The organism is Leptospira tipperaryensis (assembly GCF_001729245.1).
GTDB classification, from domain to species: Bacteria; Spirochaetota; Leptospiria; order Leptospirales; family Leptospiraceae; genus Leptospira; species Leptospira tipperaryensis.
Window position 1 is genome coordinate 627,003 of record NZ_CP015217.1, and the last position, 24,561, is coordinate 651,563.

Genomic DNA, 24,561 nt, shown 5'->3' on the forward strand with positions numbered 1-24,561 from the left:
ACGGAAGAGAAATATACTTTCATACTAAGGTAGTATTTAAACTGAAATTCTCACTCTTGATCAAAGCAACACCCACGCTACTCAAGGGATATGGAGGGAATGTATGTCAATCGTGGAAAATCAGAACCAAATCAAGAGCGAAGATTTGTCATCAATCTTAACTTCTTATTTCTATCAGTATCCGCACGCGATGTTTATCACAGACAGAGAGGGAAAGATAGAATTTACCAATCCCGTATTTGAAAGACTGTCCGGATATCAACGAAACGAATTGATCGGCAAGAATCCTAGATTCTTTCAATCAGGGAATCACGATTCTGAATTTTATGAAAATTTCTGGAGAACGATTCTGGCCGGAAAAGAATACGAAGGGAATTTTTTAAATAAAAACGGAATGGGAGAAACAATTTCTTGGAAGGAAAGAATCACCCCACTCCGGGATGAAAAAGGCAATATCTCGAATTTTCTTTGTAAGGTGGATCTTCCACAAGATAAACTCGCTTCCGTCACCGTTAATCCATCTTCGGATTCGGGAGTTTCTTCCACAAAGATCAAAGAATCCCTTTTTCCAAAACTTCAAAAAGAATACGGCCTTACTTATCAAGAAGCGAAAATCTGCGAACTTCTCGTAGCCGGACAAACTAGAGAAAGTCTGGTGAAACAGCTCGGCGTTCACTCCGGAACTTTGAAGAATCATCTAAAAGCGATCTACCGAAAAACGATCGAAAGAGATCTCGCAGAGCCCGGGCAGGGAAGAGATAAACTACAAAGATTAACCGTATTTTTGATTCGTCTTTGTTGATCTAAAAGCTTTCGAATCGCTATTCACATTAGAATAAAACGTTCTTCTATATCGCTTAGAAGAGCGTTTCCTATTTTTTAACTCCTATTATTACTTTAGGGCTTAGACAAAAATCAAATCGTGTTGTATGATTTGAATTCAACTTTCTTAATTTGTTTCATCCCCTCATTCAAAACAATCTCAAAAAGCGTAATATTTCAGTGAAGGAAAAATTGGATCTTAAGTCGGCGGCTTTCTCTTTTCTCGAGAATAGCTCGATGCTCGTTTGTTTCGCCTCCGAAAAGGGAGAGGTGCTCTACTTAAATCAATCGGGATTGAATATGCTCGGCCTTTCCGGAGAAGAGGCGGTGAAAAAAACGATTTTGGATCTGCATCCGAAAAGGTATCGGGAAAAAATACTTTCGGAAGTTCTTCCGTTTGCCTTTGAAAAGGGAGAATGGAACGGAGATCTTTTGCTTTCTTCGCCTAACGGGAGTATATTGGTCCAAGAGACGATTCGTATCGAAAAAGCCGAAGACGGAGAAATCGAATCCATCGTTTTGATCGCCGAAGACGTTCTAAAGGCGCAAGCCAATTCTAAAAGTTATAGATCCGGAGAGATTCTTTATTCCACTCTTTTATCCGCAGTAGAAGAAGGGATTTTATTCGTGGATAGCACCGGAACGATCCTGAGAACCAATCAGAGTTTGGAAAAAATGCTCGGGGTAAAAACGGAATCCATCGTCGGTCACTCCTATCATAGTTCCGCTTGGCGAACGATCTATCCGGACGGACGCGTTACACACATGGAAGAATCTCCGATATACTATACTTTGAGCACGGGGCTCCCGGTTCGAAGAGAAGTTTTAGGATTTGTAAAATCGGATCTGCAAGTTCTTTGGGCGCACGTTACTACGGTTCCCCTATTTGATCCGGAGGCGGATCGAATGATGGGAGTTGTCGTGACGATTTCCGATATCACAAAGGAAAAAGAAAACGAGGATCGATTGAAACAACTGTCCATGGTCGCTTCGCAAACGGGAGACGCCGTTTTGATAACCGATCTGGACGGAAAAATTCTTTTTGTAAATCCCGCCTTTGAAATCGTTACCGGTTATCTTTCCGAGGAAGCGATCGGTCAATTTCCCTCTTTGCTCAAATCGGGAGTTCATTCTCCTGAATTTTATCGGGAGATGTGGGATGTAATTTCCAAGGGAGAAACTTTTCGGGCCACGATCACGAATCGAAAAAAGGAAGGGGCTCTCTTTTATTGCGAACAAACGATCAATCCGTTACGGGACGCAAAGGGAAGAATTCTCTATTACGTTTCTCTCCTTAGAGATGTGACCGAAAAAATGGAATCCTTTGAAAAATTAAGACTGAGCGAGGAGAACTATCGGATTCTTTTCGAAAATTCGATCGAGGGAATTTTTTCAAGCTCCTATGACGGAAAATTCATACAAGTAAATCCGGCGATGAGTAAAATAACGGGATATTCCAAAGAAGAACTGTTGAGTTTGGATCTGCAAAAAGATCTGTATGTCCACGGAGATCAAAGATCATTCTTTTTGAATATGATTCTTCAGAATTCCAAGATAGAAGGAGAGATCGTTCAACTTAAAAAAAAGGACGGTTCCACGATCTACGTCGAAGTCTTTGCCGTGGCCCATTTTGATTCGAACGGAAACATGAAACAGATCGACGGAAGAATGATCGACATCAGTCCCAAAATCGCCGCGGAAGAAGAACGGAACTTTTATGAAAAAAAGCTTAGACAGTCTCAAAAATTGGAGGCGCTCGGCACTCTGATCTCGAGCGTAGCGCATGAGATCAATAACCCGCTCATGTGTATATTAGGATATTCTCAAATTCTAAGTTTGGAAATGACGGATCCCGCGCATATTAAGTTTGCGGGAATCATTACGGAAGAGGCGAAACGTCTGTCTTCGGTTGTGGTCAACCTTCTGGACTTTTCCAGAAAAGAATCTGATAGTTTTAAAAAGTACGATATCGCTCGCGTCGTCGAATCTGCGGTTTCTCTTTTGGACAACGTTTTTGAGAAAAACTACATTCTCGTAGAAACTGAGTTCGAACTAGATCTTCCTCTCGTTGAAATGAGAGAACAGTTGATTCGTCAGGTATTGATCAATCTTCTTGTCAATTCGAAGGACGCGTTGAATACGAAATACCCCGAGAGAAATCTCCATAAGAGAATCATAATACGCCTCGAAGCCTGCGTTTCGGAATCCGAACCTTATGTTAAGTTGACTCTCGAAGATTCGGGACAAGGAATCCCTTCGGAAATTTTAAAACAGATCTACGATCCTTTTTTTACTACCAAAAGAGAACAGGGTGGAACCGGGCTGGGGATTCCGATCAGCCAGGGGATTATCAAAGAACACAACGGTTTTTTTACGATACAATCGGTTTACAAACGTTATACGATTTGCACGATTCTTCTGCCCGTAACTCAAAGATAGATTTGATATCCGTTTGCAGAATCACGGCAATTTGATTTTTATTTTTTGCCCCAGAGATTTTCCAAGTAAGCCTCTCTTCCCGAACCTTTGCGATACGATTTATAGTGATCCGGGTTGGTCTTATAATAATTCTGATGATAACCTTCCGCAGGATAAAAAGAAGTAAAAGAAATGATTTCTACAACGATAGGAGCGTTGAATTTACCGGACTTCTCCAATTCTTTTTTGGATTCTTCGGCGGCTTTCTTTTGTGATTCGTTGTGAAAAAAAATTCCGGTTCGATATTGATTGCCTCTGTCCGCAAACTGACCTCCGTTATCCGTCGGATTGATCTGTCTCCAAAAAACGCGTAAGAGTTCGGAATAACGAATCTTAGAAGGATCGTATTCGATCTGAACCGATTCTCTATGACCAGTTCTTCCGTAACCGACGTCTTCATAAGTAGGATTGACTTCTTTGCCTCCCGCATAACCCGATGTGACTGAGATCACTCCCGGTAAGGATTCGAACGGACCTTCCATACACCAGAAACAACCGCCGGCGAACGTAGCCTTCTCCGTCTTTGGACCCGCGCTCAGAGGAGAAAGGAAAAATCCGAGAAAGAAAACGATAAAAATTTTGGAGTAGAGCATTCTACCCTCCTAAGAACAGAGTTCGTTATTTTGACGGAGCGGTTACAGAGAGAGAACGAAACAAATCCCGTTTTTTTGTTTTTCATTTCGAAAGAGAAAAAATTTCTATGTTTTCTTTTCCAGATTCTAATTCTAAGAGTAAGAATATGAAAATCGCAATCTTAGGAAGTGGAATCGCGGGACTCAGCGCTTGTTGGTATCTGAGTAAAGAACACGAGGTTGTTCTCATGGAACGTCATTCACTTCCCGGAATGGATGCACACGGAACCGATGTGGCTCTCAAGGATAGAATTTTTAGATTCGACGTTCCTTTCAGAGCTTTCAAACAAAACTACTACCCCTGTCTGATCGAGATGTATCGCGAAGCGGGAATCGAATTTCGGCCCGTCGATTATTCTTTTTCGTTAAGCGAAAGAGACGGAACTACATACTTTCAATTTGCGACCTTCGGACTCGGAGGAAATTTTTATCCATTCGTTTCTCCCGTTTGTTTTAAGACCGGGGAATCCAGAAGAATTTTCGGAGACACGATTCGATTTTACAGAGAATCTGCGGACCAGTGGGAATCTCTGAAAGGCGAACAACTTACGATTTCGGGATTCTTACAAAGATTCGGTTATTCAAAAGAATTCGAAGATAAGTATTTGGTTCCCATGTTCGCGACGATCAACACTTGTACACTCAAGAGCGCGAAAAATTATCCTGCAGAGGCGGTGATCAGTTATCACGCTCAGGGTTTGAAATTTCTTAGATTCTTAACCGCGAGTCATGGAACGAGGGACATCACAACTCGTCTTTCCGTGGGCGCAAAAGAAGTACGTTTGAAATCGAATCCGAAAAAGATCGAACTCAACGGTAAAAAAGTTTTTGTGAACTTCGAAGACGGAAGAGAAGAATTTGATCGTGTCGTAGTTGCAACTCCGGCCAACCAAGCGATTGGACTTCTTCCGGACGAGATGAGTCGGGAAAAGGAGCTTCTCGCTTCCTTTCGTTACGAAGAATCTGAAATTCTCATGCACACCGATTCTTCTTTTATGCCCAATAAAAAAAGTCACTGGGCTCCTCTCTGTTTTACTCTTTCTCCCGAAACCGACAAACCGTCTGCGACGATTCGTCTCAACAAGGTTCTTCCCGAGATCGGAAAAGAAGAGATCTTTCAGACTTGGAATCCTTTAGGAGATCCGAAGGCGGGGACCTTGATTTCCCGTTCTCGTTTTGAAAGACCGGTGATCGATCTCAAAAATCAAAAGACCATCGAAGAACTAAAGAGTCTTCAAGAACAATCCGGAAGAAAAGTCTGGTTTTGCGGATCCTATGCAAGATATGGAATCCCTCTTCTCGAAGCGGGTGTTTCCACGTCCTTGGATGTAAAACGCTGGGTCAACGAATCGATGCGCTCTTAGCCGGGCTTTTTCTATTCAAAGCGAAGGGGTTTTGTAGGAGTTCCTACAAAATTGAAGAGGAAAATTCCACTCGCTTAAAGTTGAATTTTGTGATAGAGAAAAGTCGCCGCGAGTTTTTCCCGCCACCGCACCCCTCCACCCAAGTTCAGGGCGGGGCGCGCGACTTTCACGGAAGAGCCGTCGGAGTTCCTACAAAATTGAATAGGAAAATTCCACTTGCTTAAAGTTGAATTTTGTGATAGAGAAAAGTCGCCGCGAGTTTTTCCCGCCACCGCTCCCCTCTACCCAAGATCAGGGCGGGGCGCGCGACTTTCACGGAAGAGCCGTCGGAGTTACGACAAATTTTTCTGAAGATTCAATCCCGATATCGGCTTTTCGGCGGAATAGAGAACGAATTGGAAATACTTTTCCATTCTTTCTCCCCCTAAGAATTTTCCGAAGCTCGCGTATTTGGCCGCGATCCTCTCGGGAATTTCAGTTTGACCGGGTCTCGTTTTTTCTTTTAAGAATTTTGCAAATCCTCTAAAGACGTTTTTTTCTAAGAATGTAAATTCATCGGTTTTAAAACCCACGTCCTTGAGAATTCGAGAAAGAGAATTCGGAGTCACTCGGTTCTTGGAAGGAATTCCGCTGAGCTTGCAGACAAAACTTCGAAACAAAGAATCTAAAATTCCAAAACGCCCGTCTCTGAGAATCAGTTCCACGGAAACCAGACGTCCTTTGGGTTTAAGAACACGAAAGGCTTCCTTACAAAATCGAATTCGGTCCGGAAAAAAATAGGCGCTGTCCAAGCAAAGAATTCGATCAAAACTTTCTTCAGGAAAAGAAGACATCGTATTTTCCAAAGAAGCGCAGATCAATTTGGGTAGAATTTCCTTCTTTTCGTTTAAGAGATTTTTTGCAAATTCAACCTGAACCGGAGAAGGATTGATTCCTGTGAGATGAGAAAATGGGAGTGAGAATTCTTCCTTCCAGACAAAGAACTGATCTCCACAACCGAAGCCGAGATCCAAAACTTCTTGTTCCGGTTTTAAGTCGGCCGTCTTTCCTAAAAGAGAGGCTAACGTTTTGCAAGCGGTCGGGTAGTCTTCCGTGTCTTTCCAAAAACCGAAATTCGCCCAAGAAGAATTCTTAGGATTGAGAAGGAGATGAGTCAGAGTGTTCGGAGCTTCTTCGAGTCCGAAGCGTTTTGCGGAGGTCATCTTAGAAAATTCTTCCCTGAGGGAAATATTCCATAGAATGTCGCAAATTGGCGATTTGAAGCATTATAGGACACGAGGTCTTTGAGGACCGAAAAAGAAACAGGTTGAATTTAGATTTCATTTGATAAAATGCTATACATATATTTAGTCCATCCGATAAGTATTTTAGGACTCCGTTTCTCATCTTGAGTCCGTTTGAAATTCAGTACAATTTCGATTCTTCCCAAGGAAGAAGTTTTCGAAGTTTATAAACTCAGAGAGAATCATGCTGTTATTAACGCTCCTAGATCCGATCCAAGCAAGAAGCAATTTGTTGCTTCGCTGGAAAAAGAAACTCAATCGCAAGAAGGTTTATCCCGTTCTCATATTTCCCGAAGGCTCTCTGAATCTCGAGAGGCTTCATCGACTCGCAAAAATTACTTCCAAGCAAAAGATTTTTTCTTCCAGTCCCGTTTTCTTTTATGCGGAATCCATTTTGAAGGCCGGGTCCTTTCTTCTTTCGGATAGTATTCCTAAGGAAGAAAAAATTCTTCCGATCTTCGTGGACTTCGGTTCTCTTTCTAAGGACAGAGAAGGAAGAGACTTCGAGGAACAGGTTTTACTTCTTCAGGAGAAAATTGGAAGTCGTTTCTCGGCGGTTTGTTTTTTAGAGACTGGGAAAACTCAAGCAGGATTGGAAAGATCGGGGAACAGGAACTGGCTCTTTCACAAGTCTTCTCTCGTTTTAGAGATTTCCGGTTCTAATTTCAAAATTCTAAGGAAGGATTTACCCGAAGAAGAAGGTGAGACCTATCTGGAACCCTGGATTCCTTCGGGTTTGCTTGAGAATCGTCCTTAAGAAATTTATTTACTACTTGGAAGAGAGTAAGATCGAACCGGGAGCTTCGAGAGGAACTTGCATTAAATATTACTCGATTTTAGTATTTTAATTGAAGTTTTTTTTATCCCATTCTTGATAGATAAAAATTTTGCCTTAGGCAATAAACGCAGGGATCTTCTGCATGATCGAGAAACGAATCAACAAATTCGGGGAGAACGGAACCTTCGCGACGAAGACCATCCCCCAAGGAACTCTGCTGTTCAGTTACAGCGAGTGGATCGAGGATGAAGAGTTCGGGTGGAAAGTTCTGACGGTTGAAGAAGCCGAGTCTCTTCCCGATTCTGAGAAGGACATCTTCATGAAGTATGGATACGATGTGGATTTTGGAATCGTCACCGGGCCAACGAGCGGCGAATACGTAATCAACCATTCTAACTTTATGAATCATTCTTGTGATCCCAATATGTGGTATGACGAGGACGACAACATTGTCGCTAAGAGGGAAATTCTCGCCGGAGAAGAACTTACGATTGATTACGCAAATTTCGTAGTGAACTTCGACCAGACCTTCGAGTGCGGTTGCGGATCTGCCAACTGCAGAAAATTTATCCGAAAAGACGATTGGAAGCTTCTGATCAACGAGTATCAGATGCACTTTCCAAAATTCATCCAAAAAGAAATCAAAAAGCTGTACGTTAAAATTCCAGTATAGAACGACTTAAAACGAAAAATCCTATTTTCTGACCTTTAAGATTCGTTCCAGGATTCCTCTGCTGAGAAGTCCTGGAGAATCTTCCGAAATCGCAGTGTTGGTGCTTCTCGCGTTTTCTATCGAATAGAAAACGTCGGGTTCCACTTCCTTTACGATCGCCATTGCCTGGCGGATCTTTTTTCTTTTTAAAACCGTAAAGACGATCTTCACCGGTCCTCTGCTTCCTTGTCCGTCCATCGTAGTGACTCGATAACCCGCTTCGGAAAGTTTGTTCGCGATCGCAGATCCGTTTCGAGGAGAGATGATACGAAGAAGAGAAAAACCGATCGCCAACTTTTCTTCTAAGATCATTCCGATAAAAGTTCCAGTCGCGAAACCTCCGGCATACGCAAGATAGCAGAAGACGTTGTTCAGATTTTTGATGACCTGTGTGATAACTACAACCCAGAGGAGGACTTCTAAAAATCCAAGCGAAGCCGCGATCGCTTTTTTCTCTCGGGTGAGAAGAATGACGCGGATCGTTCCGATTGATACGTCGGCCACTCTGGAAAAAAAGATAAAACAAGGAAGAAGAACGTAATCAAAGATCGGATTACCGGGAGAAGGAAAGCTCAGTTCCATACAAGACAAGGATTGTTTGGTAAATCGAAAACGTCGAGGAGAAATACACGATTCTTAAAGTTCGTTTGGAAAACGCGGATGATTCCTAATCTTCTCAAAGACTCGGAGTTCGATTTAGACAAAATAAAATTCGTAAGAATCTCGTTGGGAACGAGTAGAATTTGTTTTGTAAGATTCAAAGATTCTATGATTTTTAAAAAGACGGCGGTTGATAAACGACTTATAAACGGCTTAGAATTCGGGAATAGATTTAAAAAAATAAAATATCGATTTCGTTTAACGTAGTTCTTTTTTAAATCCTTTTTTAAAATTGGATTTCAATTCTAAAATTCGATTCTAAGATTCCTCTCCATGAATCGATACATTTTTTCCTTGTTTCTTTTGTCTTCCATTCTCTATCAATGCGAACCTTCCAATTCAAAGGAGAACGTATTCTTCTCTTTGTTTTCTTCCAGTGATAAGAATCTAACGATTACAAGACCGTTGAATTCTTCGCTTTTGAATGAAACGTCGAATCATTCTTTAAACTTCAGGGATCTTCCCGAATCTCGAAAGATTTTGATCGGGGAAAAGACGTATCTCACAAAGACGGATCCGATTTTCTTAGACGCGCTCGGAAGAGAAGCATACTTTCGAGGTTTTAATATCTCCGGTAATACAAAACTTGTGCAACACGGATTCAAACCCTTTCAGAACGAAGCGGATGCAGAAATCGGATTTTCACGTTTGGGAAAGACAACGGGTTCCAATATGATTCGTTTTACTATTGCTTGGGAAGGAGTTCATACCGGAGTCGATACGATTGATACCGTTTATTTGGACTCTGTCATCGCGCAGATGAAGAAGGCGATCGCGCTAAAGATGTATGTATTGGTCGACTATCATCAGGATCTATTTTCAAGAAATCTTTTTAATAAGAATTCTTGGTACACCGGGAACGGGGCGCCGAAATGGGTCACACCTTCCGGATTATATCCGAGCGAATACTGTGGAATCGTCTGCGCGAATTGGAGTCAGAACAATTTGACGAACGAGGCGATTCGAAGAGGATTCAGAAACTTTTGGAACAATTCTTCCTTTCCTAGCTCCGCGGGGACGAGAAATATGCAGACTGAGTTTATCTGGCAGTTGGGAAAAACGGCTAAATACATTCAAGAAAGATTAAGTTCTGAAGAATTTGATTACGTCTTGGGAATGGATCCGTTTAACGAACCCGTCGACGGAGGGATGGAAGGACTTTCTGCGGCCCAATGGGACAATCAGAAACTCTGGCCTTTTTACAGAAAAGTCCGTGAAGAGCTGAACGCAAACGGATGGGAAGCAAAATACGTATATGCAGAACCTCTTGTATTCTGGAATACGAATGTGGGAAGCGCGATCGTTCCTCCGACCGGAGGAGGTCATCTTTCAACTTTGCCGGGTCCCGGTTTTGTATTCAATTCTCACTTTTATGACGCTGGGAGGATGGGAACGGATCTGACCGGAATCGACAACGCCACTTATTTCAAGTATTTGGATGAGATTCGAAAAGAAACGAGATTCTTAAAGATTCCGGTATTTTTGAGCGAATTCGGAATGTGGTTAAACGGAACGGGAGCCAAGGACACTCCGAGGATGATTTCCGCAGTTTATCAGGCGATGGAGATTTCCGACGTTGAGCAGACGACTAAGACGCGTTATGCGGATTTTTATTCTCTTTTGGTTTCAGGAACTCAGTGGCACTGGGATTATTATTACGACAATCATTTCGAATATAAGAACGGAAACGTTTCGAAGCTGGTCACAAAAAAAGACGCATGGAACGATGAAAACTTTTCGGTGATCGGAAACTACGGGACGAGTTGGAATCTGGATTCTAAGGCGATTCAGAGGAGTTATCCTCGGAGATCTCAAGGAAGAATTTTGAGTTTTTACTACAATACCTTAGGCGCCGATTCCTGGAACAATATCTACGCCTGGGGAGGAATTCGTCCCAAAACAAACGGTTCGATTTATTTTGGAGATAGACGTTTTGCGATCTTGATCTGGAAAGGAAGAAGTTCCGATGCGCCGACCGAACTTTTTATTCCTCCGCATTTAACAACGGAGAGTATCGTGTTCGTATCGGATTCTAAGATCTATAACAAGAGTTTGACGTCCGTGGTTTCAAACGTTCTCAACGAATCGATTTTGATTTCCGATCCCGATCGCGCGGACGGTTCCGGTTCTCTTCTGCTTTCTTGGGACGATTTGGAAAACGGAGAAGACCCGGAGAATGGAATACATTACATTTTGATTGTGGATGGAAACGGAGTGGAATATTCGGACTCGTTTCTTACAAGTTTACAGACGGATCTCAATCAAAGAATTCTTGTCGAAAAGAAAAGTCCGGTTTATCTGACTGGAAAGATGACTTACGGAGGATATCCGGCTCAGTAGAAGAGGCGGATTGTAAAGTCCTTTTAGAAACCTTGTGGTGCTGTGTTGTATGTTCGATTCGAATCCGGAGCTTGAAATATGACTTGAGAAAACCCGGTAAAAAGAAAGATTCCGGAATCGAAGTTCGAAATCGAGAGTCCAAAAGAAGGATCTTTAAATCGAAAAAAGGAAATTAAATTCTTCTCATGTTAAACTTTCAAGACCGTCTTCTTATCATTTTATTTTTCATTCTTCTTATTAATACGGGATGTCAGGGCGCTCCCGTAAGACTTGTAACAAACGAATGCGTGTCTCCGCAAGCGGATTCATTTTGGAAAATTGCAAGCGCGAAAGAATCAGACTTTGATTCGGAGGAACTCTGCGACTTGCTCAAGGGATCCGCTTCCGAAAAAAGCGGATTCCATTCTCTTTTGATTGAGCGACACGGAAAACTTGTGACCGAGATCTATCACGATGGGGACGATAAACCTCTGAGTCTCCGTTATGGACTCCGTCTTCCTTTTGATGGAGAATCCACTTTCAATGAAAAAACGTTACACGACGTGAGATCGGTGAGCAAGAGCGTCGTTTCTCTTCTCTTCGGGATTGCGATAGAAAAGGGATTGATAGAAGGAATCGACACGCCCGTTCTCTCTTCCTTTCCTGAACTTTCCATTTCTGAAAATGATCCACGAAAGACAATCACTTGGAAACATCTGCTTACGATGAGCAGCGGCTTACACTGGGAAGAATGGAGATCCGGATTTCTTTTCAGCGACGAAACACGTTTGTATTGGAAAAAGAATCTTGTGGAATTTGTTTTTGACCGAGAAGTTTCGGAAGTTCCCGGAAAAACTTTTAATTACAACGGAGGAGGCACTTCCGTTCTTGCGGAGATTCTTACGAAGAAGACCGGAAAATCACTCAAGGATTTGGCGGGAGAGTGGATCCTTCATCCGATCGGAATCGAGGATTATGAGTGGGTGGAAGATCGACATGGAAGAGGGCTTGCTTTTGGAGGTTTACGTTTGAGGCCGCGTGATATGTTGAAGTTAGGAAGATTGATCTTAAATGAAGGAGTTTGGAATCGGAAACAGATCGTTCCAAAAAAATGGATTCAAGATTCTTTAAAACCTCAGATTTCGACTAACGTTACTTTTTTTCGAAGCGATGGAAGTTCCATGGATTACGGTTATCAGTGGTGGATCGGAGAGACTCGCCTAACAAACCGAAACGTTCCTTGGAAGGCGGCTCTTGGAAACGGAGGACAGTTGATCTATGTGATTCCGGATTTGGATATGATCGTGGTAACGACCGCAGGCCGATACGGTTCTCCAGAGGTGATTCTCGAAATAGGAAATCTTTTGGACAAGATCATCGCTTCAACGAATTGATAAGCGAAGTTCCATTGTAGAATTTCGATTTTGTAGGAGTTCCGACTTCTTCCGTGAAACTCTCGCGGCCCCCACCCTCATTGGGTGGAGGAGGCGGGCTTCGTGGGAAAATTCCAAAAAATCTCTATATCACAAAAACATTCTTCTTACAATCAGATTTTCTTTTTCAAAATTTTCTAGGAACTCCTACAGATTCGCCTAAAAACGCCTTGGATAAAAAGTAGGGGCTTCTTCAAAACCACTTTACGATCCAAACTCCTGCGAGTGCGAACCCTATCCCACCGAACACGCTTAGACCAATATATGCAAAAAATAGAATATAGTTACCCGTTCTCAACATCTGAAGGCTTTCATAAGAGAACGTAGAAAACGTGGTAAATCCCCCGCAAAGACCGGATGCGATAAAAAATCTCCATTCCGGATTAATTTCCGGAAATTTTTCCGAGATTGCGTAGGCAACTCCCAACACGAGCGAACCCAGAAAGTTGGCAACCAAGGTTCCCATCGGTAATTTGAAACCGAGTATCGTTCCGAACCAATATTGTAAAAGATAACGTAAAACGCTTCCTATGGCGCCGCCGATTCCGATTAAAACAAGGGTTCTTTCCAAATTCATCGTTCTTAACTTTTTAAGAAGAGACGTTAGACGCGCTTTCTTCTTTTTTTCGCTCCGTAAAATATCGATAGATCTGGTAGATTCCCACTCCTAAGGTCACGATGGAATCGTCCACGGGCCCCGGAAGAAGATTGGGCGCGATCCAATAGATGAGAATGATCAATACTGGCCAAAAAATTCTGAGGGTTTCGATAGGTTTTGAGTCTTTGATCGAAAACCAAATTCCAATCAGCAAGGAAAGAATGACGGCAACAAGAATCCCTCCAAAAAGAAGAATGTGTTTTCCGGCGAGAATCATCCAATCTCCGACGGACACTGCTTTTCCATAATCGTCTTTTAAAAGAAAAATTGTAATTCCGATAGAGACAAAGAGAGTTACAAAAGGAGTTAACATTCCCCAGAGACAACCGTATTTGATTTTTTTGGGAAGAGTAGACATATTCGATTCTCGCTTTTTGGATTCAATTTTTTGTGATGCGACCGCTCACTTCGTTCGCTGAAACTCAATGTCGCACTCCCTATGGGTCGTGCGACAGGGATGTGGAGCGCGCGACGCGCGAAACAAGCCCGCTCCTTCCCGACTGGAGGTCGGAAGGAGCCGCCCCAAAGAATATTAGAGCGTCTTTAAATAAGCGAGAATAAACGGTTCTATTTCTCCGTCCATCACGGCGGCTACGTTTCCGGTTTCATGATCCGTTCTATGATCTTTTACAAGATTGTAAGGATGGAACACATAACTTCGAATTTGCGAACCCCAGGAAATATCTTTTTTTTCTCCGGATTTCTTTTCCAATTCTTCTTTTGCCTTTTCTTGTTCCATCTCATAGAGTCTTGCTTTTAACATCTTAAAAGCGGTGTCTCTGTTTTTGATCTGAGATCTTTCGTTCTGACAAGCGACTACGATTCCGGAAGGCATGTGAGTGATTCGAACCGCAGAGTCGGTCGTGTTGACGTGCTGACCGCCCGCGCCGGAAGAACGATAAACGTCCACTCGAATGTCTTTCTCTTCAATCTTGATATCGATGTCGTCGTCTATCTCCGGACTTACGTGAACGGAAACAAAAGACGTATGTCTTCTCTTGTTTGCGTCGAAAGGAGAAATTCTTACCAATCGATGAACTCCGTTTTCTCCTTTTAAAAATCCGAACGCCCAGTCTCCAACCACGTGTATCGTCGCGTTTTTGATTCCAGCTCCGTCTCCGGCTTGTATGTCGACTAAAGAATATTGATATCCTTTCTTTTCAAAGAATCTCATATACATTCTCAGAAGCATTTCCGCCCAATCCTGGCTTTCGGTTCCACCCGCTCCGGGATGGATATTGATGAAGGCAGATTTGATGTCTTCTGGATTTTGGAGCGCTCCGAGCAATTCAAGTTCTTCGAACTTCTCTTGAAGTCTTTGATACTCCGAAGACAATTCTCCGACTCCGTTTTCGCCCTTCTCGTCCAAAGTCATATCGACTAAATCAGGAAAATCTAATATATCTTGTTGTATTGAAAACCAAGGTGTAAGCTTTTTTTCGAGTTCGTTTTTTTTCTGGCTTACGATTCTCGCTTCTTCCGGATTGTTCCAGAGATCCGGATCTTCGGCTTTTTCGCTGAGAGACTTCAGTCGGTCTTTGTCTTGCTCCAAATTTAAGAGTTTCCAACGATTTTGGAAATTCTCCTGTAATTCTTTGGATACTCTCTTGAGTTCTTTTGCTGATTTTACTTCCATATTATTTGCTTTTTATCGATTTGATATTTTCCAAACGTTAGATTCGTTTGGATTTATTGGAAAAGAAAGTCTTCTTTGTTTTCTCTTTCTTGTTCCCAGGAAAAAACGGTGTCACGAAGTTGCGGAGTATTGCCTTCCACCGTAGCTACTAAAATGTATTCTTCCTTTTTTCGGAATTCTTCCGGATTCTTCTTTAAGATGAGTTTGCCCGATCGAATCAAATCCAAGACGTGAAGTAAGAATGGATCTTTTTCCGTTCTTGAAAGCTCTTTCATCGCAGTATAAAAAGGAGTGATCCCTTTATGAAACCAATCCACGATTTCATTTTTACCGGAAGGCCAGAGTTGAGAAAGTTGAATCGTCTCTTCTCTCAAAAGGGATTTGCCCTGAAAGGGTTTTTGAAGATGTCTGCACTGAAAATAAAGTTCGTGATTGATTTCTCTCGGAAACGTTTTTCCATAACCCGAGCCGATCCATTCGATCCAGGCTTTTTTTTCTTTTGCGGGTAGAGAAGGAATGAGTGCGAAGAGATAATTCTGATTTTTGAATATTCGAGAAGTGGAAAGGTGATCCAATACTTCGTACGGAATCATGTATTGACCTTTCTGCCATTCTAAAACCAAAGGAATTTTTTCTATGTCCAGATATTCTACCGGGGTCTCCGCTCTTACCACGTCTCCGAATTGGGTGATGATATAGATAAACGAAAGTAGTTCTTGCCGATTCATCTTTCGAATCAACGCGTCAGGATCTAGATTTCTATGAAGAGCGTGTCTGAGTAGATTGTATTGTTCCACGGGGAACTGTCCTGGTGACAATATGATCCCAAGAAATTTTTCCATCTTCTTGAGGCTATGTCGATCCACGAGATCCAGGTTTCCAGAAATCAAAAATGGCATAGGTTTAAAGGGCTCTGTGTCCGATGTCTTTTCTATAAAACGTTTTGGGAGCCTGGATATTTTCCAGGAAGGAATAAGCTTGAGATACCGAACTCTTTAGATCGGATCCATAGGCTACTACTCCGAGAATTCTCCCCCCGGATGAAAAAACTTTTCCATCTTTTTTTAAAGTTCCCGCGTGAAAAAGATAAGTGTTTTGACCAGTCGTTTCAGGCAGATTTAAGGAAATATTTTTTTCATAAGAATCCGGATATCCTTGTGCGGCGAGGACTACTACGGTGGCGGCGCCTTTTTTTACCGAGGCTTGGATCCCTTTGATCTTGCTTGTGGAAGCTGTATAAAGAAGTTCTAATAGATCACCGTCGAGCATTGCGAGTACACATTGTGTTTCGGGATCTCCAAATCTACAATTGAACTCTACAACTCTAGGTTCTCCATCGGAAGAGATCATTAATCCCGCATAAAGAAGGCCTCTATAAGGATGTCCTTTTTTACGAAAGATTTCAAACATTCTATCGAAGACTCTTTCTTTCACTTTTTCCAAGATAGAATCGGTTACGACCGGTGCGGGACAATAAGCTCCCATCCCTCCGGTGTTCGGTCCTTCGTCTCCGTCATACGCTCTTTTGTGATCCTGAGCTGCCGGTAGTAAAAAATAAGAATCTCCGTCTGACACCGCAAAGATGGAAGCTTCTTGTCCATCCATAAACTCTTCGATTACGACTTGGTTGCCGCTTTCTCCGAATTTTTTATCCTCAAAGATTTCTTTGAGGGCGTTGACAGCCATTTCTTTCGTAGTGGCAACGGTGACTCCCTTTCCGGCGGCGAGTCCGTCCGCTTTGATTACGATCGGAATCGTCTTGGATTCCAAATACTTTAAAGAAGCTGAATATTCAGTAAACGTTGCGTATTCCGCGGTGGGAACGTTCGCTTCCACCATCAGAGATTTTGCGAAATCCTTGGAGCCTTCTACTTGCGCGCAATAAGAGTCGGGTCCGAACGTTGGAATTTTGAGTTCGGCCGCCCAATCCGCAAATCCCGCGACGAGAGGGTCTTCCGGGCCGACCACGATGAAATCAAAAGGATTTTGTTTTAAAAAAGCCTGGACCGATTCCTTTGATAAAACGTTAAACGAATTGGAAGGTAGAATCTCGTGATCCGGAAATCCGCCGTTTCCCGGAAACACTTTCAATTCGCTTAGCAAAGGCGATTTTCTGAGATGAAAGGCGATTGCGCTTTCTCTTCCACCCGAGCCTATAAGAAGAACTTTCAACTTAGCCTGCAAGGTTTTGAATCCCTTTTTTTAGAACTTCCACCTTATCGATTAAGGTATTCAACTTTTCTCTTTCTTTTTCAACGACGTCGGGTGCGGCCTTGGAAAGAAATCCGGGATTTGCCAGTTTGGTTTCCAGTTTTTCTTTTTCGATCTCGGACTTCTGAAGTTCTTTTTCGAGTCGAGCCTTCTCTTTTTCAACGTCGATCAGACCTTCCAGAGGAAGAACGATTTCACCTTTTGTAAAATGGGAAACCGAATCCGTTTTTTGAACATCGTAGGCGGCTTCGACTTTGATCGATTCCAATCTTGCGAGTTGCAAAAGAGAAACTTCGTTTTCTTGGATCGCGGACTGGGCTAAAGGATCTGCGGATTTTACGATCGCCTTACACTTCTTATCCGGTGTTACTCCGTTCTCAGCGCGCATAACGCGGATTCTGGTTACGATTTCTTGGAGAAGATTGAGTTTTTGAACTCCGAGCGCGTCAGACGAAATCGGATAAGCTTCCGGATACGGGGTTGTGGCGAGAAATTGATCCGAAAACACAGAATGAACTTCTTCGGTGAGGAACGGCATAAAAGGATGCAAAAGTCCTAATGCACGAGTAAGAACGTCCACAAGAACTTGTTTTGCTACTTCAGCCGATCGTGGGGAAACTTTTCCGTAGGCTCTTGGTTTTACGAGTTCGATATACCAATCGCAGAAATCTCCCCAAACAAATTCATAAATCGAAGCTGCCATTTCGTAGAAATGAAATTTAGAATGAGCCTTGTCGTATTCTTCCAGACAATGATTGAATCTGGAAAGAATCCACTGATCCATCGGTTCTAGATCTTTTTCGATTTCAGACGTGATTCCGGTGGGAGTAAAAGATTCTTCCAAGTTCATGAGAATAAAACGGGAAGAATTCCAAATTTTATTACAGAACGAACGATAACCGTCTAACCTCGATTCGTCGAAAAGAATGTCTTTCCCTTCAGGAAGGGTTGCTGCTAAGAAAAAACGGAAAGAATCGGTTCCGTATTTTTCCATCATCACGAGTGGATCGATTACGTTTCCGATCGACTTGGAGAATTTTTTTCCGTCCTTATCTCTGACAAGGCCGTGTATGAGTACTTTATGAAATGGTGGTGCTTCCATAAATTTCATTCCCATCATAATCATTCTGGAAACCCAGAAAAAGATGATATCAAAACCCGTAACAAGAACGGAAGTAGGGTAGTATCTTTTTAGATCCGCGGTCTGTTCCGGCCATCCCATGGAAGAAAAAGGCCAGAGCTGAGAGGAAAACCAAGTATCGAGTACGTCAGGGTCGGGTTCCACTTCTTTGGATCCGCAAGAAGGACAAGTTGTCACGGGAGTTTCCGATACTTCAATGTGTTTACATGTTTTGCAATGGTACGCCGGAATCTTATGACCCCACCAGAGTTGTCTGGAGATACACCAATCTCGAATGTTGTTCATCCATTCGAAAAAAGTTTTTTCCCACATCTTAGGAACGAATTCGACCTTACCCGATTGAACTGCCTGAACCGCTAAATCCGCGAGAGGTCTGATTTTTACAAACCACTGAGTGGAAAGATAAGGTTCGATCACAGCTCCTCCTCTGGAGTTGTGTCCGACCGCGTGAACGTGATCTTCTATTTTTTCGATGAGTCCCTTTGCTTCCAAGTCGGCTACAACTTTTTTACGAGCGTCAAAACGATCCAGACCTTGATAGACGCCCGCGTTTTCGTTCATCGTTCCGTCTGGGTTCATGATAAGAAGCGGCTTGAGTCCGAGTCTTTGTCCGGCTTCAAAGTCGTTCGCGTCGTGAGCGGGAGTGATCTTGACAAGTCCGGATCCGAATTCTTTATCCACGAAAGAATCAAAGAGAAGAGGGATTTGTCTGTTTGTTAGAGGCAATTCTAAGATTACATCTTTTAAAGACGAGTAACGTGTGTCCTCGGGATTCGCGCAGACCGCGACGTCGCCGAGCATCGTTTCCGGTCTCGTAGTCGCTACTACTACGTATTGATCCTTTTTGCCGTGGATCGGATATTTGATATGATAGAGTTTCCCTTTTGTCTCTCTGAATTCTACTTCGAGATCGGAGATCGCAGTTTGTGAGGCGGGGCACCAGTTGATGATTCTTTCTCCGCGATAGATCAAGCCCTCGTCGAAAAGTGATTTAAAAACTTTGAATACTGCTTTGGAAAGACCTTCGTCGAAAGTGAATCTTTCTCTGGACCAATCGACGGATTCTCCTAAGAGCCTTTGTTGACGAGTGATCATTCCACCGGAATGTTCTTTCCAATCCCAGACTTTTTTTTCGAATTCTTCTCTCGTAAAGTCGGTGCGCTTCTTTCCTTCTTTCGCGAGTTCTCTTTCGACGACCATCTGAGTCGCGATTCCCGCGTGATCCATTCCGGGAAGCCAAAGAGTAGACTTGCCTTTTTTACGTTCGATACGAATGAGAATATCTTGAATCGTATGATTGAGTGCGTGACCGATATGCAGAGATCCCGTAACGTTAGGAGGAGGGATGACTATAGAAAAAGATTCTTTAGAGTTTGGATCCGGTACAAAAGACTTCTTCTCTTCCCAGAGTGAAATCCATTTATTCTCGACTTCTTTCGGTTCGTAGCGATCGCCTATCTGCTTTTTCATGGCCGTAAAAAACAGGTTTTCCTGGATTTTCCCGGGGTCAAGAGGATTCAAACTGATCCACCTTTTAGGCGGGAAAAATTGATTCTATCTTACTTTTTACGATAAGCGGATTTTGTCTCAAAGAGCTTTTTTGAGATAGATTTTCTACGAGACTCAGCCTTTTCGTTCGGGATTCTTAACTTCGCTTTGGGTTTGAGAGCCGATCGTATGGAAGACTGAATCACTTTGAGAGGAAACGAATCCTTATCTCTGACATTGAGACAAGCTTTTCCAAAAAGAAGCGTAGGAAATTTCTTCTTGAGTTCCTTTAAAGAATCCGGACGACAGAGATAGATCGAGATATGATTTTTCTGCGAAGCAAAAGAGATCCAATTCTCGTCGAGTTGATACGTCGGCATTTTGTATTTCATCGATTCTTGGATGCCTGGGAACGTGTCGATAAGCCAAGTGCGAAGAGAAAGAAGTCTTTCTTTTCGGATCGAGGATTGTGAATCGATATAATGGTAGATTTCCGAAGACATAATAAACGTCGGAATTGGAATAAAAGAAAAAAGATACATATTCGTTTTAGGTCGATGCAAGAATCTAAATAAAGATTATACGGCCTTTCCTCCTTTCAGGGTCGAAATCTGGAGAGGTTTTTGTTTCGCATTGTTTTGTTTTTCGAATTCTTGTGAGAACTTGCGTAAATTTTCTGCGGAAGAAATGATTTCTTCCTTAGGAAATGGAAATGCGGATGGATTTTTAATTCCGAGGATCATGGAAAAAAGATCGTGAGAATGTTGACCGTTTTCGTAGATCATATCCGGAGATATATCGTTGAACCCCAACATATAGAGCGCGAATTTTTCGTTCTGGACGTTTTCGATGGAAAGAATCGATTCGGCCAAGAATTCAGCGGGCATTGTGTTGGAAAAAGATCCGTCTTTTTGTCCTTCTTTGACGAGCTCCGTAAAAAAGGCGATATCCCTTTTGATCATTTCTTTTTCGAGTTTTGCTTTGAGGGAAAGGTTTTCAGGAAGATAGATCGCCTTTAAAAAGAAGAAGACCATCTCCGGATTTTTTTTAACCCAGTCAAAATGGAGTTCGTGAATGATTTTAAGTTTATCTAATGTGTTTTTAGGATTTCTGGATTTTACTTCCGAGAGAAGCCCGGCCGTGATTTCGTCGGAAAGAGTCGTTGTCAATTCCATGAGGAGTTCTTCCTTGGAATTGAAGTGATGATAGAAAGTGCCTTTGGCGATCCCCAGTTCGTCGATGATATCGTTGACCGAAGTCGAATCGTAACCCTGTGAAAAGAAGAATTTTCGAGCGCATTGTAGGATGTCCTCTTTTCGCTCCTTCCCCCTTTGTTTGTTTAGATTTATCTTTTTCATAAAACCGACCGACCGTCGGTCTATTTTTTGGAAGTGGGAAGCCTCTGGTCAATCAAAAATAGGGAAAAATGCGGGAACTCCCGCGATTTTCTCATTTCGAGCTCATTCTTTCGCTCAAAAATACGTGCATTGGGCGTGGAGAACCAAACCCGTCCCGAGGAGAGGTTTTCTAGGAGTTCCTACGAAACTGAAGAGGGAGCTTTCCGCTTGCAAAAAGTATGTTTTTCTGATATAGGAAAGTTTCCGGAATTTTTCCACCACCCACCCCTCCACCCAAAATTTGGGCGGGGCCGCCGCGACTTTCACGGAGGTTTGTCGTATTTACGACAGATTTTTTGAAATTCAATGTCTTTGTGGGGAGGATATCCGAAGCGCGCATGAAACGAAATACGAAAGTTAGAAGTCGGAACTCCGGATGGGATTTCGAAAGAGTCGCCAGAAAATCGGTCCTTCCGGATTTCACGAAGTGAATCCCAAAAACTCGATTCTTAAGCTTATAAGAATTCTTTAATTTCGCTTAACAAAATGGAATAACCTTTTCCGGAAACTGGTTTCGCGCTCTTTTTCAGTTCCGGATTCTTTCCAAAATCGGAAGAACCCAATTCTCCAGCGAAGGGGATTCCGTATTCTTCTTCGCTCAGGATTGAAAGCGTGGAATGGACGGGGCCGATGGAAAAACTCGCGACCTTTTTATCAAAGAATACGGCTTCGAACAAAGACTGGCCGAAGTAACCGATAAAGCCGCCGGACTCCGCCAAAAGGATTTGAAATTGAAACGTAGGAATTCTGGATAAGACTTCGATCGTTTTCAAATCGGAGCCTTTCCCTCCGACCCGAACGACCTTTGAAAAATTTTCCTTAATTCGAATCGCTTCCAGATATAGATCCAACGAAGCGGTCAAGTCGGGTTTTAGATTCCCCGCATAACAAAGTAAATACGAACCGTTCTTTTTTTCCAAAAAGTTCAGACGGGGTGAAATGAGAATCCGATCCAGAGAAAAATTATTTTTGATTTCAGGGTGAGGGAGAATTTCCAAATGGCGGTATTTTTTTCTTTCGGGTCCGAAATGATCCAAAAGGAGTATTTTTGTTTTAGAATATTCCGGAATCCGAATGTCTCTCGAATCGACAATGAGAAGATCCAAATCCCCGTCGTTTTGAAATTCTTTCAACCAAGTCATACGAAATCCTTCCGCGGAGAGAAGGGAAAATAGAATCCGTGAACGTTCAAAGTGACCGCTTCCGAACAAAACTGGATCCCCCGCCAAAAGTCCGATCGTCTTTTGGGAAGAATTTTGTATTTTCGGAGTTTCAAAACGAACTTGTTCCACTTCCCGATTCCCTTCGAAAATTTTCGGAGTTTCTTGAAACAAACGAATGACTTCCTTCGCGCCAAAGAAAGGATTTTGATCGTTTAGGGTTTTAAAAACTTCGGAAGTCGTTTCAAAGTCTTTGGGTTCGTCGATCGTAAGCCTGAGATGAGGAAGAATTTTTTGTTCTTCTTCGTTTAACAAAGACGCCAATTTTAGAATTCGAAAACGATCCGGATTCTCTTTGATATGAAGACTAACGTGTTCTCTGTGTCTTTCCTCTAAAACGTTCGGGGTCCAGGCGAGCGCTTCTCGGGTGAAAATTTCGCCGCCCATTCCCAAAGGCAGATTGATAACGTGAGCAAGATCCGGTTTTGAATGTTGAAACGTTTGTAAGAGTTGATCCAGATGAAGCGTATCGTAAAAAGGATTGTCTCCCGTCAGACGCAAAATCCATTCCGCTTGAACGGTCTTTGCCGCGTTTAGATAACGTTCTCTTACGTCCAAAAGACTTCCCGTAAGAAAATTATAGTTTCGTTCTTCCAAGAAGAATCGAAGTCGGTCGTCGTTTTCCGGAATCAAATAAAAGATTTGTTCTTCGGGAAGAACTGTCCGAATTCGATCTTGAATTCTATCAAGAAGGGTTTTTCCAGAGCCGAACGGAAATTCATTTAATACCTTTCCCGGAAGTCTGGTAGAATCGGTTCGCGCTTGGATAAAGGCGAAGATCTTAGGCGTTGAAAGTATACCACTCATCGCAGGTTAGGCAAGGTGCGCCCGTGGCTTCGTGTTTTCCGTTCAATGAGTTACTAAACGAAGGAAGTCCTTTTTGCCAGATGTCTATTAGATTTTCTTTATGAAGATTTCCGAATTCTTTTCCGGAAGATTGTCTGCAGATCGAAACGGTTCCGTTTGAATTTACGTAGAGATCCCGATTGAGATGCCAACAAAATTCTCTCTGAATCGGAGTTAGATCAGTAACCCTTTTCTCCGGCATCAAACCGGCGAATCGATTGTATTTTTGAAGAATCACTCCGTAACCTTGTCTTTCGGTTTCGTCGACCCAAGCTTCCACTTCGTCTTCGGCTTCTTTTATCTTTAAGAATTGGAGATGGATTTGATTTTTTGGAAATATCTTTTCCAGTTTTTCCAAGTTGGAAAGAATTTTCTCCAATTCTTTTTTACCGTAGAGGTTTTTATATTTTTCCGGATTTCGAGTCGTGAGATTCACGATCCAAGTGATTTTTTCTTTTTCTTCCGAAGGAAGTTTTTCTAAAGATTCTAAGATCGGATTCAAATCGGAATAGAGCGCAGTCTCGATCATCAATTCTTGTAAGAGAGAAAACGAAGCGGTTCTTTTTACGAGTTCGGCGAATTGAGGATGAAGAAGCGGTTCTCCCATTCCTCCAAAACAAACGCTGTATTCGTTTGAAAAAGAAGCTTCCTGTTGTTTGAGAAGATTCTCCAAAAAATTGGGAGCGAGAAAAGTTCCGTCTTGATCGTTGGTTCCAAACTGTCTCGGACAAAATGTACAGCTGAGTTCACAACCTCTATAAACCTCGAGTTCCAAATAAGAAGGACCGGTTCTAAAAACTTCCGGATGACTTGTGATCCAAGGAAGAATTTCTTGATAAGACCAATCCTCTTTTGTTTTGAGAAAACCCCGGACTAAGTTCAGAGACCTTCTGTTTTTTAAAGAAAAGTCCAATCGATATTGTCGTAAATCCGGAGCGTGATAAAAAATTTCCACGTCGTAGTGATTGATGTTCTTGAGAAGATATTCCTGCGCGGAAGTTTTGATCGTTTCCGGAAGGCTGTTTGTAAATTCTCTGGATAAAATCGCAGGTACGATTCCGGCCGGGAGATTTTCGCTATAAGAATATTGAGAAAGATAACGGTCGTGTCTTTCATAGAGTTCTTTGGTCAAGGTTTCGTCCAAACAAGGAAAAAGCCCGGAGAAATAAAAAAAAGACGCGTCGTCCCAGTCGGGATCTCCGGTTCTGGAATCCAAAAGATTCTCCGCCACCTTCTTTAAAAAAACATCCTCTTTTAAATTTTCTAAAATTTGAATATTCAAAGAATTAAATGTGATTTCATTTTCTCCAAACGGCCAGTGATTAAAAAAAACGGTGGAATCCGGAAGAACTCTGGAGAGGTTGAGAAGAGAAAGCCGAAACAGATTTTCCCTTTCGTTCGGAGATAAGGACTGAAGAAGAGTGACCGTTTCGGAGTTTAAAAAAACGGCGGAATGAGAAATCGGAAATTTCATGACTCAGTT

20 protein-coding genes are annotated in these 24,561 nt (G+C 42.5%); 7 read left to right on the forward strand and 13 right to left on the reverse strand.

Features of this window, described 5'->3' with window-relative positions; translation table 11 throughout:
• Positions 1 to 103 precede the first annotated feature (103 nt).
• Together A0128_RS03055 and A0128_RS03060 are read left to right on the forward strand one after the other, a co-directional pair.
• Positions 104 to 802: a PAS domain S-box protein gene (locus tag A0128_RS03055; RefSeq protein ID WP_069606177.1), complete on the forward strand. Its 699-nt coding sequence runs from the start codon at positions 104 to 106 to the stop codon at positions 800 to 802.
• Between the two features lie 200 nt (positions 803 to 1,002).
• Positions 1,003 to 3,261 carry a PAS domain-containing sensor histidine kinase gene (locus A0128_RS03060; protein ID WP_282433214.1) on the forward strand — a complete coding sequence of 753 codons (2,259 nt, stop codon included), beginning with the start codon at positions 1,003 to 1,005 and terminating at the stop codon, positions 3,259 to 3,261.
• 38 nt (positions 3,262 to 3,299) lie between these two features.
• Here the strand turns inward: A0128_RS03060 and msrA are convergent, their stop codons facing one another.
• The gene (msrA, locus tag A0128_RS03065) at positions 3,300 to 3,893 is read right to left on the reverse strand and encodes a peptide-methionine (S)-S-oxide reductase MsrA (protein ID WP_069606179.1); all 594 of its coding nucleotides are present in this window, start codon (positions 3,891 to 3,893) and stop codon (positions 3,300 to 3,302) included.
• Between the two features lie 146 nt (positions 3,894 to 4,039).
• Here msrA and A0128_RS03070 point away from each other — a divergent pair, with 146 nt between their 5' ends.
• On the forward strand, positions 4,040 to 5,296 hold the full coding sequence (locus tag A0128_RS03070; protein ID WP_069609074.1) for an NAD(P)-binding protein: 1,257 nt from the start codon (positions 4,040 to 4,042) through the stop codon (positions 5,294 to 5,296).
• Positions 5,297 to 5,628: 332 nt separating this feature from the next.
• Here A0128_RS03070 and A0128_RS03080 read toward each other — a convergent pair whose 3' ends face one another.
• Entirely contained in the window at positions 5,629 to 6,498 is an 870-nt protein-coding gene (locus tag A0128_RS03080) for a class I SAM-dependent methyltransferase (RefSeq protein WP_069606181.1), read from the reverse strand.
• Between the two features lie 265 nt (positions 6,499 to 6,763).
• On the opposite strand from A0128_RS03080, the gene A0128_RS03085 reads away from it, so the two are divergent.
• The gene (locus A0128_RS03085) at positions 6,764 to 7,336 is read left to right on the forward strand and encodes a hypothetical protein (RefSeq protein ID WP_069606182.1); all 573 of its coding nucleotides are present in this window, start codon (positions 6,764 to 6,766) and stop codon (positions 7,334 to 7,336) included.
• A 163-nt stretch (positions 7,337 to 7,499) separates the two neighbouring features.
• Positions 7,500 to 8,030 (forward strand): SET domain-containing protein, encoded by a 531-nt coding sequence (locus A0128_RS03090; RefSeq protein WP_069606183.1) that lies wholly within the window; start codon positions 7,500 to 7,502, stop codon positions 8,028 to 8,030.
• A gap of 21 nt (positions 8,031 to 8,051) precedes the next feature.
• Here A0128_RS03090 and A0128_RS03095 read toward each other — a convergent pair whose 3' ends face one another.
• Positions 8,052 to 8,651 (reverse strand): DUF2179 domain-containing protein, encoded by a 600-nt coding sequence (locus A0128_RS03095; protein ID WP_069606184.1) that lies wholly within the window; start codon positions 8,649 to 8,651, stop codon positions 8,052 to 8,054.
• A 351-nt stretch (positions 8,652 to 9,002) separates the two neighbouring features.
• Here A0128_RS03095 and A0128_RS03105 point away from each other — a divergent pair, with 351 nt between their 5' ends.
• Both A0128_RS03105 and A0128_RS03110 read left to right on the forward strand, forming a co-directional pair.
• Positions 9,003 to 11,069: a cellulase family glycosylhydrolase gene (locus A0128_RS03105; RefSeq protein ID WP_069606186.1), complete on the forward strand. Its 2,067-nt coding sequence runs from the start codon at positions 9,003 to 9,005 to the stop codon at positions 11,067 to 11,069.
• A gap of 185 nt (positions 11,070 to 11,254) precedes the next feature.
• On the forward strand, positions 11,255 to 12,442 hold the full coding sequence (locus A0128_RS03110; RefSeq protein ID WP_069606187.1) for a serine hydrolase domain-containing protein: 1,188 nt from the start codon (positions 11,255 to 11,257) through the stop codon (positions 12,440 to 12,442).
• Positions 12,443 to 12,674: 232 nt separating this feature from the next.
• Here the strand turns inward: A0128_RS03110 and crcB are convergent, their stop codons facing one another.
• From crcB to A0128_RS03165, 10 genes are all read right to left on the reverse strand, one after another.
• The gene (crcB, locus tag A0128_RS03115) at positions 12,675 to 13,058 is read right to left on the reverse strand and encodes a fluoride efflux transporter CrcB (RefSeq protein ID WP_069606188.1); all 384 of its coding nucleotides are present in this window, start codon (positions 13,056 to 13,058) and stop codon (positions 12,675 to 12,677) included.
• Positions 13,059 to 13,071: 13 nt separating this feature from the next.
• A complete protein-coding gene (locus tag A0128_RS03120) occupies positions 13,072 to 13,497 on the reverse strand; it encodes a hypothetical protein (RefSeq protein WP_069606189.1) in 426 nt (141 codons plus the stop codon).
• Positions 13,498 to 13,671: 174 nt separating this feature from the next.
• Positions 13,672 to 14,775, reverse strand: a complete 1,104-nt coding sequence (prfB, locus tag A0128_RS03125; protein WP_069606190.1) for a peptide chain release factor 2 — start codon at positions 14,773 to 14,775, stop codon at positions 13,672 to 13,674.
• Between the two features lie 53 nt (positions 14,776 to 14,828).
• Positions 14,829 to 15,674, reverse strand: a complete 846-nt coding sequence (locus tag A0128_RS03130) for a hypothetical protein (RefSeq protein WP_069606191.1) — start codon at positions 15,672 to 15,674, stop codon at positions 14,829 to 14,831.
• A gap of 4 nt (positions 15,675 to 15,678) precedes the next feature.
• Positions 15,679 to 16,959, reverse strand: a complete 1,281-nt coding sequence (gene purD, locus A0128_RS03135) for a phosphoribosylamine--glycine ligase (protein ID WP_069606192.1) — start codon at positions 16,957 to 16,959, stop codon at positions 15,679 to 15,681.
• Entirely contained in the window at positions 16,949 to 19,597 is a 2,649-nt protein-coding gene (locus tag A0128_RS03140; RefSeq protein ID WP_069606193.1) for a valine--tRNA ligase, read from the reverse strand. Before A0128_RS03140 ends, purD begins: the two co-directional genes overlap by 11 nt.
• An 89-nt stretch (positions 19,598 to 19,686) precedes the next feature.
• The gene (locus A0128_RS03145; RefSeq protein WP_245667192.1) at positions 19,687 to 20,118 is read right to left on the reverse strand and encodes a DUF1801 domain-containing protein; all 432 of its coding nucleotides are present in this window, start codon (positions 20,116 to 20,118) and stop codon (positions 19,687 to 19,689) included.
• Positions 20,119 to 20,193: 75 nt separating this feature from the next.
• Complete coding sequence (locus A0128_RS03150; RefSeq protein ID WP_069606195.1) at positions 20,194 to 20,973, reverse strand: TetR/AcrR family transcriptional regulator; 780 nt, start codon at positions 20,971 to 20,973, stop codon at positions 20,194 to 20,196.
• A gap of 494 nt (positions 20,974 to 21,467) precedes the next feature.
• Complete coding sequence (locus A0128_RS03160) at positions 21,468 to 23,039, reverse strand: cytidylyltransferase domain-containing protein (RefSeq protein WP_069606197.1); 1,572 nt, start codon at positions 23,037 to 23,039, stop codon at positions 21,468 to 21,470.
• Positions 23,014 to 24,552 (reverse strand): spiro-SPASM protein, encoded by a 1,539-nt coding sequence (locus A0128_RS03165; RefSeq protein ID WP_069606198.1) that lies wholly within the window; start codon positions 24,550 to 24,552, stop codon positions 23,014 to 23,016. The genes A0128_RS03160 and A0128_RS03165 overlap by 26 nt, the downstream gene beginning before the upstream one ends.
• Positions 24,553 to 24,561 lie beyond the last annotated feature (9 nt).